This window comes from Burkholderia cepacia (assembly GCF_001718835.1).
GTDB classification, from domain to species: Bacteria; Pseudomonadota; Gammaproteobacteria; order Burkholderiales; family Burkholderiaceae; genus Burkholderia; species Burkholderia cepacia_F.
The window spans coordinates 3,120,181-3,134,966 of the sequence record NZ_CP013443.1 but is presented as its reverse complement, the minus strand read 5'-3'; the positions used below and the strand labels follow the sequence as shown (position 1 = coordinate 3,134,966).

General features: G+C 68.0%; 15 protein-coding genes. 10 read left to right on the top strand and 5 right to left on the bottom strand.

Annotated features, from left to right (window positions below; genetic code table 11):
• Window positions 1–103 precede the first annotated feature (103 nt).
• The 9 genes from recA (at window position 104) to WT26_RS17630 (ending at window position 9,069) form a co-directional block, all read left to right on the top strand.
• Complete coding sequence (gene recA, locus WT26_RS17670; RefSeq protein ID WP_059523447.1) at window positions 104–1,177, top strand: recombinase RecA; 1,074 nt, start codon at window positions 104–106, stop codon at window positions 1,175–1,177.
• Entirely contained in the window at window positions 1,177–2,043 is an 867-nt protein-coding gene (gene recX, locus WT26_RS17665) for a recombination regulator RecX (protein ID WP_069273400.1), read from the top strand. Before recA ends, recX begins: the two co-directional genes overlap by 1 nt.
• Window positions 2,044–2,187: 144 nt before the next feature.
• A complete protein-coding gene (locus WT26_RS17660; RefSeq protein WP_059523443.1) occupies window positions 2,188–2,796 on the top strand; it encodes a DUF2889 domain-containing protein in 609 nt (202 codons plus the stop codon).
• A gap of 68 nt (window positions 2,797–2,864) precedes the next feature.
• Window positions 2,865–4,031 (top strand): ADP-forming succinate--CoA ligase subunit beta, encoded by a 1,167-nt coding sequence (gene sucC / locus WT26_RS17655; RefSeq protein ID WP_006477915.1) that lies wholly within the window; start codon window positions 2,865–2,867, stop codon window positions 4,029–4,031.
• Window positions 4,032–4,098: 67 nt separating this feature from the next.
• Window positions 4,099–4,980, top strand: coding sequence for a succinate--CoA ligase subunit alpha (gene sucD, locus WT26_RS17650; protein WP_006477916.1), 882 nt, complete (start codon window positions 4,099–4,101; stop codon window positions 4,978–4,980).
• A 157-nt stretch (window positions 4,981–5,137) separates the two neighbouring features.
• Entirely contained in the window at window positions 5,138–5,851 is a 714-nt protein-coding gene (locus tag WT26_RS17645) for a TerC family protein (protein ID WP_069273399.1), read from the top strand.
• A 97-nt stretch (window positions 5,852–5,948) separates the two neighbouring features.
• A complete protein-coding gene (locus WT26_RS17640; protein WP_069273398.1) occupies window positions 5,949–6,530 on the top strand; it encodes a pilin in 582 nt (193 codons plus the stop codon).
• 120 nt (window positions 6,531–6,650) lie between these two features.
• Window positions 6,651–8,444, top strand: coding sequence for a PglL family O-oligosaccharyltransferase (locus WT26_RS17635; RefSeq protein WP_069273397.1), 1,794 nt, complete (start codon window positions 6,651–6,653; stop codon window positions 8,442–8,444).
• 277 nt (window positions 8,445–8,721) lie between these two features.
• Window positions 8,722–9,069 (top strand): TonB family protein, encoded by a 348-nt coding sequence (locus WT26_RS17630; protein ID WP_069273396.1) that lies wholly within the window; start codon window positions 8,722–8,724, stop codon window positions 9,067–9,069.
• Between the two features lie 27 nt (window positions 9,070–9,096).
• On the opposite strand, the gene WT26_RS17625 is transcribed toward WT26_RS17630, so the two are convergent.
• From WT26_RS17625 to moaC, 3 genes are all read right to left on the bottom strand, one after another.
• Window positions 9,097–10,302, bottom strand: coding sequence for a hypothetical protein (locus WT26_RS17625; protein ID WP_069273395.1), 1,206 nt, complete (start codon window positions 10,300–10,302; stop codon window positions 9,097–9,099).
• 93 nt (window positions 10,303–10,395) lie between these two features.
• Window positions 10,396–10,656 carry a hypothetical protein gene (locus tag WT26_RS17620; protein WP_155123124.1) on the bottom strand — a complete coding sequence of 87 codons (261 nt, stop codon included), beginning with the start codon at window positions 10,654–10,656 and terminating at the stop codon, window positions 10,396–10,398.
• Between the two features lie 119 nt (window positions 10,657–10,775).
• Window positions 10,776–11,255: a cyclic pyranopterin monophosphate synthase MoaC gene (gene moaC, locus WT26_RS17615; protein ID WP_069273394.1), complete on the bottom strand. Its 480-nt coding sequence runs from the start codon at window positions 11,253–11,255 to the stop codon at window positions 10,776–10,778.
• A gap of 224 nt (window positions 11,256–11,479) precedes the next feature.
• Between moaC and WT26_RS17610 the strand changes: the two genes are divergently transcribed.
• Window positions 11,480–13,174, top strand: a complete 1,695-nt coding sequence (locus WT26_RS17610) for a M48 family metalloprotease (protein WP_069273393.1) — start codon at window positions 11,480–11,482, stop codon at window positions 13,172–13,174.
• Here the strand turns inward: WT26_RS17610 and WT26_RS17605 are convergent.
• Window positions 13,171–13,749, bottom strand: coding sequence for a DUF2946 family protein (locus tag WT26_RS17605; RefSeq protein WP_069273392.1), 579 nt, complete (start codon window positions 13,747–13,749; stop codon window positions 13,171–13,173). The genes WT26_RS17610 and WT26_RS17605 overlap by 4 nt on opposite strands.
• Window positions 13,742–14,779: a hydrolase gene (locus WT26_RS17600; protein ID WP_059523423.1), complete on the bottom strand. Its 1,038-nt coding sequence runs from the start codon at window positions 14,777–14,779 to the stop codon at window positions 13,742–13,744. The genes WT26_RS17605 and WT26_RS17600 overlap by 8 nt, the downstream gene beginning before the upstream one ends.
• Between the last annotated feature and the right edge of the window lie 7 nt (window positions 14,780–14,786).

The window sequence follows — 14,786 nt, the reverse complement described above, 5'->3', positions numbered from 1 at the left end:
TGCACAAAACACTGTTTTTTTATACAGTGTCTGCATTCGTGGGCGGCGCTTGAAAGCGGGCGCGCCTCTGACAGACGCTGCTCATCATAGCAAAGGACGATTCATGGAAGATAGCAAGAAGGGCTCCGGGATGACCGCCGAGAAGAGCAAGGCGCTGGCCGCCGCGCTTGCCCAGATCGAGAAGCAGTTCGGCAAAGGCTCGATCATGCGCATGGGCGACGGCGAGGCGGCGGAAGATATCCAGGTCGTCTCCACGGGTTCGCTGGGCCTCGATATCGCGCTTGGCGTCGGCGGCCTGCCGCGCGGCCGGGTGGTCGAGATCTACGGCCCCGAATCGTCCGGTAAAACCACGCTCACGCTGCAGGTCATCGCCGAGCTGCAGAAGCTGGGCGGCACCGCAGCGTTCATCGACGCCGAGCACGCGCTCGACGTTCAATATGCGGCGAAGCTCGGCGTGAACGTGCCGGAGCTGCTGATCTCGCAGCCGGACACCGGCGAGCAGGCGCTCGAAATCACCGACGCGCTGGTGCGCTCGGGCTCGATCGACATGATCGTCATCGACTCGGTCGCGGCGCTCGTGCCGAAGGCCGAAATCGAAGGCGAGATGGGCGATTCGCTGCCGGGTCTGCAGGCCCGCCTGATGTCGCAGGCACTGCGCAAGCTGACGGGCACGATCAAGCGCACGAACTGCCTCGTGATCTTCATCAACCAGATCCGGATGAAGATCGGCGTGATGTTCGGCAACCCGGAAACCACGACGGGCGGCAATGCGCTGAAGTTCTATTCGTCGGTGCGTCTGGATATCCGCCGGATCGGCTCGATCAAGAAGAACGACGAGGTGATCGGCAACGAAACCCGCGTGAAGGTCGTCAAGAACAAGGTGTCGCCGCCGTTCCGCGAAGCGATCTTCGACATCCTGTACGGCGAAGGCATTTCGCGTCAGGGCGAGATCATCGATCTCGGCGTGCAGGCGAAGATCGTCGACAAGGCCGGTGCCTGGTACAGCTACAACGGCGAGAAGATCGGCCAGGGCAAGGACAACGCGCGTGAATTCCTGCGCGAGAATCCGGAAATCGCACGCGAGATCGAGAACCGCATTCGCGAATCGCTCGGCGTTGCCGCCATGCCGGATGGTGCAGGCCACGACGAAGCCGAGGCGATGGACGAAGAAGAGTGATGGTCGGGCGCCGGGGCGGAACAGGCGGGCCGGAAGAGCACGACGCGCGCAGCGCGCCGGGCGATTCCGACCGGCGCGTCGCGTCCCCGGGCGCCAGCCGGCGGTCCGCGGGCGCTTCAGCCAGCCATGCCGCGAACCGCACCGCGACGAGGGCATCCGACGATGCCCTCGTTTCGTTTGAGATTGCCGCACCGAGCGATCCGTTCGACGACGATGAATCGTTCGATGCGCACGACCGCTCCCGTCGTCGCGTGTCCGGCGTCGGCTTCGCGCGCGAAAGCGCGTCCTCCGCTGCTTCCGCCGCGGCCACGGAAGACGTCTATACCCGCACGAGCCAGAACCCGCGTCGCACGCGCCGGCCGTCAGGCGCCGCCACCGAGGCGGAGGGCGCGCGCAAGCCTTCGTCGTCGAAACCCGCTCGGTCACTGAAGGGCCGCGCGCTCGGCTATCTGTCCAGGCGTGAATACAGCCGCGCGGAACTCGCGCGCAAGCTCGCGCCCTACGTCGGCGAAGACGAATCCGTCGAACCCGTGCTCGATGCGCTGGAACAGGAAGGCTGGCTGTCCGATGCGCGTTTTGCCGAGAGTCTCGTGCATCGCCGCGCGTCGCGTGTCGGCGTCGCACGCATCGTCAGCGAGCTGAAGCGTCATGCGGTCGGCGACACGCTCGTCGAGGAGGTGAACGCGCAGCTTCGCGAGACCGAATGGGCGCGTGCGCAGGCGGTCTGGCGCAAGAAATTCGGTGCACTGCCGCAAACGCCAGCCGAGCGGGCGAAGCAGGCGCGCTTTCTTGCGGCGCGGGGCTTCTCGAGCGCGACCATCGTGAAGTTGCTGAAGTGCGGCGAAGAAATGTTCGGCGACGACTGATCGCCGAAGTCGCGCGTGGCGCGCGATTTTGCTGCAACGCAACGGCTTCCGGACAGGCGGGAATACCCGCCGTCGCGTCAGAGTGTCTCAAATACCCAATATGCTAAAATCCGTGGGTTTTCCTCTTCGGCCTCAACCTCCAGCATGCCGCTATCCGAGCCCGTGCCCCGTCAGTTGCGACATCGACGCGCAATCCGAGCGGAAGCTTACGAGCGCGGCGACGGCTTGTGGGACATCGAAGCCTGCCTGACCGACCACAAGCCGCGCGATGTCGCGCTTGCGTCGGGCATCCGGCCCCAGGGCCTGCCGATCCACGAACTCTGGCTGCGCGTGACTATCGATCGTGACCTCAATGTCGTCGACGCCGAAGCGTCTTCGGAATGGGTTCCCTATCCCGGTCACTGTCAATCCGCCACTCCTGCCTATCGGGCCCTCATCGGGCTCAATCTCTTCCGCAATTTCCGCCGCAACGCGAACCGGCTGCTCGCCGGCGTCGCAGGCTGTTCCCATCTCACCGAACTGTGCGCCGTGCTGCCGACGGCAGCGATCCAGGCGTTCGCCGGTGACGTGTGGAACGTGCGCGAGGAGGGCGGCGAAGGGCCGGATCATGGCGACGTGCACGCCGAACCGCCTTTCCAGCTCGGCCGCTGCCGGGCGTTGCGGTTCGACGGCGAGGTCGTGCGGCAGTATTACCCGCGGTGGTATGGCCCGCTTCGGCCGGATCTGTCCGGTGATGGCAGCACGAAGGAATGAACGGAAATCATTCGAAGAAGCGTCTAAAGCGACTTTTCATCCAACTCTCAGACTGAAGGGAATCACGCATGAAGATTCACGAGTACCAGGGTAAGGAAATCCTGCGGAAATTCGGAGTCGCGGTACCGCGCGGCAAGCCGGCGTTCTCGGTGGACGAGGCCGTCAAGGTGGCAGAAGAGCTCGGCGGCCCGGTTTGGGTCGTGAAGGCTCAGATTCACGCGGGTGGCCGTGGCAAGGGCGGCGGCGTGAAGGTGGCGAAGTCGATCGAGCAGGTGCGCGAATACGCGAACCAGATCCTCGGCATGCAGCTCGTCACGCACCAGACCGGTCCGGAAGGCCAGAAGGTCAACCGTCTGATGATCGAAGAAGGCGCCGACATCAAGCAGGAACTGTATGTCAGCCTGGTTGTCGACCGCATCTCGCAGAAGATCGTGCTGATGGGCTCGAGCGAAGGCGGCATGGACATCGAGGAAGTTGCCGAGAAGCACCCGGAACTGATCCACAAGGTCATCGTCGAGCCGTCGACGGGCCTGCTCGACGCGCAGGCAGACGACCTCGCCGCGAAGATCGGCGTGCCGGCCGCTTCGATTCCGCAAGCGCGCGCGATCCTGCAAGGCCTGTACAAGGCATTCTGGGAAACCGACGCATCGCTGGCCGAAATCAACCCGCTGAACGTCTCCGGCGACGGCAAGGTCACCGCACTCGACGCGAAGTTCAACTTCGACTCGAACGCGCTGTTCCGTCACCCGGAAATCGTCGCGTACCGCGACCTGGACGAAGAAGATCCGGCTGAAATCGAAGCGTCGAAGTTCGACCTCGCGTACATCTCGCTCGACGGCAACATCGGCTGTCTCGTGAACGGCGCAGGCCTCGCGATGGCGACGATGGACACGATCAAGCTGTTCGGCGGCGAACCGGCGAACTTCCTGGACGTCGGCGGCGGTGCGACGACCGAGAAGGTCACGGAAGCGTTCAAGCTGATGCTGAAGAACCCGGACCTGAAGGCGATCCTCGTGAACATCTTCGGCGGCATCATGCGCTGCGACGTGATCGCGGAAGGCGTGATCGCCGGTTCGAAGGCCGTGAACCTGAACGTGCCGCTCGTCGTGCGCATGAAGGGCACGAACGAAGACCTCGGCAAGAAGATGCTGGCCGATTCGGGCCTGCCGATCATCTCGGCTGACAGCATGGAAGAGGCTGCGCAGAAGGTCGTCGCGGCTGCCGCAGGCAAGTAACGCTATCGTCGAATACGCATGGCGGCGCGGCTTGCACGCGACGCCAATCGAACAGAGGTCAAAATACATGTCGATTCTGATCAACAAGGACACGAAGGTCATCACGCAGGGCATTACCGGCAAGACCGGTCAGTTCCATACGCGCGCCTGCCGTGAATACGCAAACGGCCGCGAAGCATTCGTCGCGGGCGTGAACCCGAAGAAGGCCGGCGAAGATTTCGAAGGCATTCCGATCTACGCGAGCGTCAAGGAAGCGAAGGCCGAAACCGGCGCGACCGTGTCGGTCATCTACGTGCCGCCGGCAGGTGCTGCCGCTGCGATCTGGGAAGCGGTCGAAGCCGACCTCGATCTCGCGATCTGCATCACGGAAGGCATCCCCGTGCGCGACATGATCGAAGTGAAGGACCGCATGCGTCGCGAAGGCCGCAAGACGCTGCTGCTCGGGCCGAACTGCCCGGGCACGATCACGCCGGACGAGCTGAAGATCGGCATCATGCCGGGTCACATCCACCGCAAGGGCCGCATCGGCGTCGTGTCGCGTTCGGGCACGCTGACGTATGAAGCGGTTGCGCAGCTGACGGCGCTGGGCCTCGGCCAGTCGTCGGCAGTCGGTATCGGCGGCGACCCGATCAACGGTCTGAAGCACATCGACGTGATGAAGATGTTCAACGACGATCCGGATACGGATGCGGTCGTGATGATCGGCGAAATCGGCGGTCCGGACGAAGCCAATGCCGCCGAGTGGATCAAGGACAACATGAAGAAGCCGGTCGTCGGCTTCATCGCGGGCGTCACGGCGCCTCCGGGCAAGCGCATGGGCCACGCCGGCGCGCTGATCTCGGGCGGTGCGGACACGGCCGAAGCGAAGCTGGAAATCATGGAAGCGTGCGGCATCACCGTCACGCGCAACCCGTCGGAAATGGGCCGTCTGCTGAAGAAGGCGCTGTAAAATTTCCCCCTGGGTTCGTCCTGCAAAAAACGCCGGCTTTGCCGGCGTTTTTTGTTATGCTCGCAAAATGTTCCCGTAAGGCTGCGCGCGCATCGTGCGGCCGGCGGCGAACCCGCGTGCGCCTGCGCCCGGCAGACTGTCCACCCCGCGTCCGTCCATGCTCGAATTCCTCACGTCGCTGCACTGGGGCGCCGTGCTCCAGATCGTCATCATCGATATCCTGCTCGGCGGCGACAACGCGGTCGTCATCGCGCTCGCATGCCGCAACCTGCCCGCGAACCAGCGGCTGCGCGGCGTCATCTGGGGCACCGCGGGTGCGATCCTGCTGCGCGTCGCGCTGATCACGTTCGCAGTCGCGCTCCTCGACGTGCCGTTCCTGAAGTTCGGCGGCGGGCTGCTGCTGCTGTGGATCGGCATCAAGCTGATGGCGCCGGCCGCCGACGCGCACGACGACATCAAGCCGGCCAGCCGGCTGTGGGATGCCGTGAAGACGATCGTGATCGCCGACGCGGTGATGAGCCTCGACAACGTGATCGCGATCGCCGGCGCGGCCGAGCAGGCCGACCCGTCGCACCGGATCCCGCTCGTGATCTTCGGGCTCGTCGTCAGCGTGCCGATCATCGTGTGGGGCAGCACGCTGGTGCTGAAGCTGCTCGACCGTTTCCCGATCGTCGTGGCGCTCGGCGCCGGGTTGCTCGGCTGGATCGCGGGCGGCCTGATCGTGAACGACCCGGTCGGCGACCGCTGGCCGGTGCTCGATACGCCGCCGGTGCTCTACGGGGCGAGCATCGCGGGCGCGCTGTTCGTCGTCGTGGCCGGCTACGCGCTGAGGAAGCGCCGTGGCACGCCGGGCGCGCCCGGTTCGCACTGACGCTGGCCATCCGGCCGACTGCCGGATTCACGCCCTGCTGGCTACGATCGAGACGCCTGCCTTTGACGGCAGGCGTTTTTCGTTTCCGGAGCCTGCCATGTTCGAAGCCTTTTCCGTTTCCCTGTTCCGTCGCGTTGCCGCCGACCTGCGGCGGGCGCGCCGGCGGCCGGCCGGCTTCACGCTGATCGAACTGATGATCGTGCTGGCGATCGTCGGCGTGATCGCCGCCTATGCGATTCCCGCGTACCAGGATTACCTTGCGCGTTCGCGCGTCGGCGAGGGGCTCGCGCTTGCGTCGTCCGCGCGGCTGGCCGTCGCCGACAACGCTGCGAGCGGCGCGGGCCTCGACGGCGGCTACAGCCCGCCGGCCGCGACCCGCAACGTCGAATCCGTCGCGATCGACGGCGAGACCGGCCAGATCACGGTCGTCTTTACCGCCCGCGTCGCGGCAGGCGATGCCAATACGCTGGTGCTCGTGCCGTCCGCGCCCGACAAGGCCGACGCGCCCACCGCACGCGTGCCGCTCAAAAAGGGCGCGATGCAGGCCGGCGCGATCGCGTGGGAGTGCTTCGCTGCCGGCAAGGGTGCGTCGTCGCTGCCGGCGCCGGGAGCCGGGCCGTTGCCGGGCGATGCCGCGACGCTGCCTGCGAAATATGCGCCGGCGGAGTGTCGCGCATAGCGGGCGGGCAGGGCGGTGATCGCCGGATCGATGCGGCCGGCCATGCATCCGGCGTGACGGCTCCGCACAGAGGGGGGAAAGTTTTGTATAGTGCGCCGGTTGCTGACATCCGGTTCGCTCATGCCTTCTACTTTTTCCCGTTCGTTGCCGCTCGTTGCGCTGGCTGTCGCCCTGATCGTGCCGTATGCGATCACCAATCACACGTATCCGATCCCGACCTTCTATTCCGAATTTTCCGCGCTGGTGCTGTATCTGCTGGTGGGCGTGTCCGTGATCCTGCTCGTGCGGACGAGCCGGCCGGCCACGCCGTTTGCGGCGCCGGCTGCATTCGCTGCGCCGCTCGGGTTCGCGGTGGTGCTCATCGCACAGGTCGCGCTGATTCCGCTCAAGGTGCCGTCGATGAACTGGCTCGCGGTCGGCTATCTCGCCGCCGCGCTGGTCGCGATGCAGGCAGGCTTTGCGCTCGCGCGCGAGCAGCTCGCGGAAGCGGCGGCGCGGATCATGGCGGGCGCCTTGCTCATCGGCGGCGTGTTCGCCGTGTTCTGCCAGGTCGTGCAGTTGTTCCACCTCGAGTCGGCGCTGTCGCCGTTCGTCGTGATGTACAACGTCGCGGTCGATCGCCGCCCGTACGGCAACATGGCGCAGGCGAACCATCTGGCCAGCTACATCGCGTTCGCGCTCGCGGGCGCGCTGTATCTCGTGCAGACGCGCCGGCTCGCGGTATGGGCGTGGCTCGCGCTGTCGCTCGTGCTGTCGGTCGGTCTTGCGTTGACGGTGTCGCGCGGGCCGTGGCTGCAGGTCGCGGTGATGGTCGTCGCGGGCTTCTGGATGGCGCGGGCCGAATCGCGCGACAAGCCGGGCGCGCCGGCCAACGTGCGCGCGCGCGCGTGGCTGATGCCCGTGCTGCTCGCCGCCGTGTTCGTCGCGGTGAACGTCGCGGTGCGCTGGGCCAACGTGCACTATCACCTGAACCTCGCGGAATCCGCGGCCGACCGGATGCGTGACGCGGGGCAGATCGCGCCGCGCCTCGCACTGTGGAAGTACGGGCTCGCGATGTTCCGCGAGCACCCGCTGCTCGGCGTCGGCTGGGGCGAGTTCCCGTCGCACCAGTTCGCGCTCGTGCGCGCGCTCGGCGGCGTCGAGATCGCGAACAATTCGCACGACATCTTCATCGACCTGCTCGCGAAGTCCGGCCTTGTCGGCCTGGGCGTGCTCGTCGTCGCGCTCGTGACGTGGTTCGTGCGAGCGGTGCGCGCGCCGCAGTCGAGCATGCGCGTGTTCGGCTTCGCGCTGATCGGCATCCTGCTGATGCATGCGCTGGTCGAGTATCCGCAGCAGTACATGTTCTTCCTGTTGCCTGCGATGTTCGTGATCGGGCTGCTCGACGTGAAGCCGCTGCGCATCCTGCCGGGGCGCGCAGCCTTCGGGTTGTTCGCGGTGCTGTCGGTCGGCGGCGTGCTGGCGGCGGTGCCCGTGCTGCGCGACTACCAGCGTGCGGAGGTGCTGTATTACGGCAGCGATCCGGCCGCGCAGTATCGCGACGCGCCGTCGTTGCTGTTCGGCGCCTGGGGCGAATATGGCGCGGCCACGCTGCTCCCGATTTCGGCGGACGACCTGCCGGCCAAGCTCGCTGCGCACGAGCGCGCGATCGCGCTGCTGCCCGGCGAGACGGTGCTGCGCCGCTATGCGGCGCTGCAGGCACTGGCCGGCCGCGAAGCCGACGCGCTCGACACCGTCGCGCGCCTGCACGTGTTCGCGAAGGAACTGAAGGACTGGCCGCAACAGCTGGCGGCGCTGTACAAGCTGTGCGACCAGCAGCCGGCGCTGAAGACGTTCAAGGCGGCGGTCGTCGCGAAATACGGTGACGTTCCGGCCGACGCGCTCGACGAGTCGGACGACGACGACGCCGAGTAAGCCAGCCCGCCGATTGGCCCGCTCCGGGCGCGTTCGGCGTCGCATCGATTACGCTGCGGATCGCGCGCATTCCCGGCGGTCTGCAGCGGATTCGCGTCAACCATTGTCAAATCGCCGCCGCTCGCCGGGCGGCGCGTGCACAATGCGCGCTGGTGTCGCGATGCCCGCCGATCCGGTCGGGTATCGTCGGTTGCAGCATCCGGTCATCGCAGCCTCGGGGAACGCAGGCTGCGCGGCCGGCTCGTCCCGAAGCAACGCAACAGATTCCGATTCGAACATGGCTACCTGCCCAACCTACCTTGCGCTGCCCGTCGTCGCCGTGCTGCTCGCCGGCTGCGCGGTGTCCTCGCAGCAAGACAGCAAGCTGACCTGTCACATTCCGCGCGCCGTCTATCCGGATACCGCGAAGCCGCTCACGCGCCCGGCGACCGTGCTCGTGCGTGCGCTGATGACGACGTCCGGGGTCGCGGAAAACGTGACGATCACGACCAGCAGCCGCAATGCCGCCGCGGACCGCGCCGCGGCCGACGCGATGTCGCGCGCGACCTGCACGCAGACGGGGCCTGCGGCGAATCCGTTCCTGCTGACCCAGCCGTTCGTGTTCGAGCCGCAGCGCGGCGGTTGACGTGTGCGCCGCGGCGGCCTGCACGGATCAGTGCCGCGGCATCAGGTTCGCGCCGCGGCACGTCGGTTCCGGCGCGTCCTGCAATCCGAGCATCGTGAAACCGTTGGCTTCCTGGCGGATCAGGCCGTAGCGCTTCGCGACGGTTTGCCCTGACTTGCCGGTCAGCGCGATCTCGACCTGGAAGCGATCCTTCGCGGTCGAGCAGCCGCGCACCGCACCGTACCCGAACGACGTGTCGGGCGCCTTGCGTTGTTCGTTGAGCGCCTGCCGCGCTTTCAACGCGGCAGCGGCCGACGCGGGTTCGCTCCATTCGCGCGCCTGCGCATCGTCCACATTCAGCCATTCGTCGACGAAGTCGCGGCCGTTGAGCGCGACGGGCTGTACGCGCTGCACGGCGCCGCCGTCGACGCGATAGCGGTAGATGCCCGGCCGCACCAGCAGCAGGTTTAAGTCGATCGAGTGGACCGCCGCACGCAGCTCGAAACCGTCGGGGCGCGTCTTCAGCCGGAAGTTGTCTTCTTCGAACCAATAGTCCTTGCTCATCCGGAACACCGCGCGCTGCGGCGCCGCGCCGTTCGCCGGGACGATCACGTCAGCGACGAAGTGAGTCCACGTCGACGTGCACCAGGGCGTGCCGTGCACGACCACCACCTGTCCGCCCGGCAGCGCCGTGAATTCGAAGCCCCGGCCGTACGCGCCGGAGATGTCCTTGTAGTCGTCGGCCTGCCAGCGCAGCACGCGCCGCCAGCCGCCGTTTTCCCATGCGTAGGCGGTCAGCAGGTTGTCGTCGCCGCAGGCGATGTCGAAGCCGGCGCGCACGAGGACGAGCGGCCGGGGCGTGGCCGCGCGCTCCACCTGGACCGTGGGATTGTCCCCGAACGACGAATGGCCGTCGGCCCCGGCCGGTTTTGCCGACGCGCGGAGCGTCGCGGCGAGCGTGCGTTTCAGCGCGGCCGGGTCGACCGGTTCGTCACTGCAGGCGAGCCGCGCATCGATCGCGCCGGCGAGCGCCTGCTTGTACGCACGCAGCGCGTCGCGCTGAGCGGGCAACACGGTTTCGCTGACGTAGTCGCTTTGCTGGCTCGGGATCTGCTGCAGCCGATGCCGTGCGTCGATCGCCGCGCGCGCGGCGGTGTCGGCGGCGGGGCAACTACTGCTTGCGGCATGGGCGACGGACGGGCCGGCGGATGCAATGCACAACGCGAGGGCAGCGATTTTCTGAATTGTTTTCATCCGGGACTCCGAGGGGTGTCTGCCGACCGGCCGCCGTAGCGGACTCGGCCGGGCAATGCGATCGAAAGAGGGCGGGCGGCACCCGCGACAGCTTTACAGGCCTTTCACGGGACTCGCTTCCGAACCGAAGATCCGGCAGCCGAATGCGAACCGGCCCGCCGCGCGTTCCTTCGGCAGCGGCCAGCGCGCGGTCGTCGAGCAATTCAGCAGTGCGCGGAGCCCGGGCGCGGCGATGCGGGTGTCTTCCGCATGCGCGGCCGCCAACGCATGCAGCAGGGTTGCGGCCAGCAGGAGCGTCATCAGCGCGGCCGGCAGCGGGCGCCATGGCCCGGGGCGGGGGTGCAGATCTCTCATGAATTGTTTTTATGGTGGCGGCGTATCCAGCAGCCTTGCGCATGTCTGAGCGGGCCACCGTGCAACCGCACGGCGGACGCCCACCCGTTATGTAGCGTTCTCAGCGTCGAACCAGGGCTTTACGCTTCCGCCTTCCAGTCTCCCGACTTCCCGCCGCGTTTCTCGCGCACGCTCACGTCGGTGATCACCATTCCGCGATCGACGGCCTTGCACATGTCGTAGACGGTCAGCAGCCCGACCTGCACGGCGGTCAGCGCTTCCATCTCGACGCCGGTCCGGCCGAACGTTTCGACCTGCGCGACGCAGTGGACACCCGGCAGCGTGTCGTCGAGCTCGAAATCGACGGCCACGCGCGTCAGCGCGAGCGGGTGGCACAGCGGGATGAGGTCGGCCGTGCGCTTGGCGCCCTGGATCGCCGCGATGCGCGCGACGCCGAGCACGTCGCCTTTCTTGGCCTTGCCGTCGCGGATCAGGGCGAACGTGGCCGGCAGCATCCGGATCGTGCCGCGCGCGATCGCGATGCGTTGGGTTTCCTGCTTGCCGCCGACGTCGACCATGTGCGCATGGCCGGCGGCGTCGAAATGGGTGAGTCCTGACATGTCATGCTCCTGTCGATCGAATCCGGCGCGTCGACGCCCGGTTCGGTCCCGTGCATAGCTTGAAGGGCGCCTATCATAGCAGCGGGCGCCCGCGCCGCCGGCGCACAACCCGCGGACGATCCGTGCGGGACAGCCGGGCCGGCGCCGGTACAATGACCCGAATATTCAGACCAAACGCCGCGATGCGCGCCCGGCGCGCGGGACGGCGTCGTTTTCATCCTGCCATGCGTGTCAAACAGTTGCTTGCCGTGTTGCTGTCGGCGGCCCTGGCGCTGCCGCCCGACGGCTTCGCGCAACGCACGGGCGCCTTGCCGCTCGAGGCGGCGGGCGCCGGTCTCCCGTCGATCTCGACCGTGCCGTCCGGCATCGCGGCCGGCGTGTTCGGTACGTACGGCGGCGCGGAGAGCCGGTTTTCCGGCGCCACCGGCGTGTCGAATTCCGCCGCCGGCCTGCGCGCGCCGCTTCGCGCGCTCGAGCTGCCCGACCTGGGCGACGGCTCCGGCGGTTCGCTGACGCCGCAGGCCGAGCGCCGGCTCGGCGAGCGGGTGATGCGCGAAGTGCGGCGCGATCCCGACTATCTCGACGACTGGCTCGTACGCGACTACCTGAACGCGATGGCGGCGCGGCTCGCGGCCGCGGCGGCCGCGCGTTTCATCGGCGGCTACACGCCGGACTTCGACCTGTTCCCGGTGCGCGATCCGCAGATCAACGCGTTCTCGATGCCGGGCGGCTTCATCGGGATCAACAGCGGGCTTGTCGTCACGACGCAGACGGAGTCGGAGCTCGCGTCGGTGGTCGGCCACGAGATGGGGCACGTGCTGCAGCGGCACATCGCGCGGATGATCGGCGCGAACGAGAAGACCGGCTATACGGCGCTCGCGACGATGCTGCTCGGCGTGCTGGCCGGCGTGCTCGCGAGAAGCGGCGACCTCGGCAGCGCGATCGCGGTGGGCGGGCAGGCGTACGCGGTGGACAACCAGCTGCGCTTCTCGCGTTCGGCCGAGCGGGAGGCCGATCGCGTCGGCTTCCAGTTGCTCGCGGGCGCGGGCTACGACCCGTACGGGATGCCGGGTTTCTTCGAGCGGCTCGATCGCGCGTCGATGGGCGATGCGGGCGTGCCCGCGTATGCGCGCACGCACCCGCTGACCGGCGAGCGGATCGCCGACATGGAAGATCGCGCGCGCCGTGCGCCGTACCGGCAGCCGCGCCAGTCGCCCGAATACGGGTTCGTGCGCGCACGGCTGCGGGTCCTGCAGAACCGTGCGCCGACCGACATCGCGGCCGAAGCGCGCCGGATGCAGTCCGAGATCGACGATCGCACCGCGCCGAACGTGGCGGCGAACTGGTACGGCATCGCGCTCGCGAACGCGCAGCTCGGCGAGTACGACGCGGCCGGCAAGGCGCTTGCGTCGGCACGCACCGCGTTCGACGCGCGCGAGCGGCGCGAGGACGATCCGGCGACGAGTTCGCCGAGCCTCGACGTGCTGGCCGCCGACATCGCGCGCCGTGCGGGGCACGCCGACGATGCGGTGCGGCTCGCGGCGCTCGCGCAGCGGCGCTGGCCGGCGTCGCATGCGGCGATCGTCGGGCATCTTCAGGCGCTCCTGGCCGCGCGCCGTTTCGCCGACGCGCAGGCGCAGGCGCGCGCGCAGGCGAAGGCCGACCCCGAGCAGCCGGACTGGTGGGACTATCTCGCGAAGGCGAGCGACGGCAAGGGCGACGTGCTGGCGCGGCGCCGCGCGCTCGCGGAGAAGCTCGCGCTCGACGGCGCGTGGCCGTCGGCGATTCGCCAGCTGAAGGAAGCGCGCGACGCGAAGGACGTCTCGTTCTACGAGCAGTCGATGATCGGCGCGCGGCTGCTGGAATTCGAGGCGCGCTACAAGGAAGAGCGCGAAGACGAGAAGAACGGCAGGAGCTAGGCCGGCGCGGCACGCGCCCGTTCGGCGGGACTTGCGACGAAGCCGAAGTGCGCCGGCACGTCGGCGCGCGCGATCTCGCCGAGCGGCAGCGTGCGGCCGTCGCGCCAGCGCAGTACCGGCGGTGCGGCGTCGAAATCCGCGTGATCGGCGAACAGCCCGAGATCGTGATCGTGCAGCGCCGCGATGCGCGGCGCCGTGCCGGCCGAGCGAAACAGCACGCCGCCCGCGTCGTCGAGCCATGCTTCCCGCGGCTCGAACGGCCGGCCGGCCTGATCGGCGAGCGTCAGCCGGCCGTCCTGTTCGGCGAGCCGCACGACCCACGGCGTATAGGCAAGCTCGACGTACACGCGCTGCGGGCCGTTCTGGAAGAACCACTGGCCCTGCGCGTCGCATTCGTAGTTGCGGCCGATGAACGCGTTCAGCGCCGCATGCCGGATCGGCGAGCCGAGCTCGCCGGCCGCCTGGGCCGCGTCGTCGCGCAGCCGCCATTCGCCGCGCCGGTCGAGCAGCAGCCAGCCGGTACAGTGCGGCACGTTCGGCCATTTGGCGAGCGCCTGCCTGACGATGTCATCCATGGTCGACGAATTTGGAGCAATAGCCGAACACCCGCGCCGACAGCCAGTCGAGACGGCCGGGGAACGGCCCGGTCATGAATCCCGCGTGTCCGCCGTCCGCGGGCTGGTCGAGCTCGACGGCCGGCGATACGTCGGCCGGGCCCGGCAGCGCGGACTCGGGCAGGAACGGGTCGTTGCGGGCGTTGAGGATCAGCGTCGGCACGTCGATCGCGGGCAGCAGCGGCCGGGTCGTCGCCTTCGTCCAGTAGTCGTCCGCGTTCGCGAAACCGTGCAGCGGGGCGGTCACGACCTCGTCGAAGTCGCGCATCGTCACGGCCTGCAGCATCGCTTCACGGTCGAACAACCCCGGATACTGGTCGAGCTTCGCGATCGCCTTGCGCTTGAGCGTCTTCAGGAAGCTGCGCGTGTAGACCATCGCGAAGCCTTGCGACAGCGCGCGCCCGCCCGCGTGCACGTCGATCGGCGTCGAGATCGCGGCGGCCGCGCGCAGGATCGACGTGTCGCTGCGATGCTCGCCGAGCCAGCGCAGCAGCACGTTGCCGCCGAGCGACACGCCGGCCGCAACCAGCGGCCCGCGATGCTGCGTGGCGAGCCGGCGCAGGATCCAGTCGACTTCGGCGCTGTCGGCGAGATGATAGAAGCGCGGCTGGCGGTTGATCTCGCCGCTGCAACTGCGAAAGTGCGGGACGACCGCATGCCAGCCCTTCGCGCGCGCGGCGGCCATCATCGCGAGCGCGTAGTGCGAGCCCGAGCTGCCTTCGAGGCCGTGGAACAGCACGAACAGCGGCGCATCGGGCGGCGGCGCCGCGCTGTCGAGATGCGCGACCCAGTCGAGATCGATGAAATCGTGGTCGGGGGTTTCCCATCGCTCTCGTCGGTAAGCGACGGCCGGGCGCCGTGCGAACAGCGCGGGCACGATGGTCTGGGCATGGCTGTTCGGCAGCCAGCGCGGTGCGCGATAGCGCAATGAATCGTCGTCGGGGGCCGGAGCCCCGGTCAGCGGCGAGGTGGGCGGAGAAGCCGTACTCATGATCGCC

Excerpts from the sequence above, each read along its gene's own strand:
- recA (WP_059523447.1), top strand. The coding sequence starts at position 104 with ATGGAAGATAGCAAGAAGGGCTCCGGGATGACCGCCGAGAAGAGCAAG.
- recX (WP_069273400.1), top strand. The coding sequence starts at position 1,177 with ATGGTCGGGCGCCGGGGCGGAACAGGCGGGCCGGAAGAGCACGACGCG.
- WT26_RS17660 (WP_059523443.1), top strand. The coding sequence starts at position 2,188 with ATGCCGCTATCCGAGCCCGTGCCCCGTCAGTTGCGACATCGACGCGCA.
- sucC (WP_006477915.1), top strand. The coding sequence starts at position 2,865 with ATGAAGATTCACGAGTACCAGGGTAAGGAAATCCTGCGGAAATTCGGA.
- sucD (WP_006477916.1), top strand. The coding sequence starts at position 4,099 with ATGTCGATTCTGATCAACAAGGACACGAAGGTCATCACGCAGGGCATT.
- WT26_RS17645 (WP_069273399.1), top strand. The coding sequence starts at position 5,138 with ATGCTCGAATTCCTCACGTCGCTGCACTGGGGCGCCGTGCTCCAGATC.
- WT26_RS17640 (WP_069273398.1), top strand. The coding sequence starts at position 5,949 with ATGTTCGAAGCCTTTTCCGTTTCCCTGTTCCGTCGCGTTGCCGCCGAC.
- WT26_RS17635 (WP_069273397.1), top strand. The coding sequence starts at position 6,651 with ATGCCTTCTACTTTTTCCCGTTCGTTGCCGCTCGTTGCGCTGGCTGTC.
- WT26_RS17630 (WP_069273396.1), top strand. The coding sequence starts at position 8,722 with ATGGCTACCTGCCCAACCTACCTTGCGCTGCCCGTCGTCGCCGTGCTG.
- WT26_RS17625 (WP_069273395.1), bottom strand. The coding sequence starts at position 10,302 with ATGAAAACAATTCAGAAAATCGCTGCCCTCGCGTTGTGCATTGCATCC.
- WT26_RS17620 (WP_155123124.1), bottom strand. The coding sequence starts at position 10,656 with ATGAGAGATCTGCACCCCCGCCCCGGGCCATGGCGCCCGCTGCCGGCC.
- moaC (WP_069273394.1), bottom strand. The coding sequence starts at position 11,255 with ATGTCAGGACTCACCCATTTCGACGCCGCCGGCCATGCGCACATGGTC.
- WT26_RS17610 (WP_069273393.1), top strand. The coding sequence starts at position 11,480 with ATGCGTGTCAAACAGTTGCTTGCCGTGTTGCTGTCGGCGGCCCTGGCG.
- WT26_RS17605 (WP_069273392.1), bottom strand. The coding sequence starts at position 13,749 with ATGGATGACATCGTCAGGCAGGCGCTCGCCAAATGGCCGAACGTGCCG.
- WT26_RS17600 (WP_059523423.1), bottom strand. The coding sequence starts at position 14,779 with ATGAGTACGGCTTCTCCGCCCACCTCGCCGCTGACCGGGGCTCCGGCC.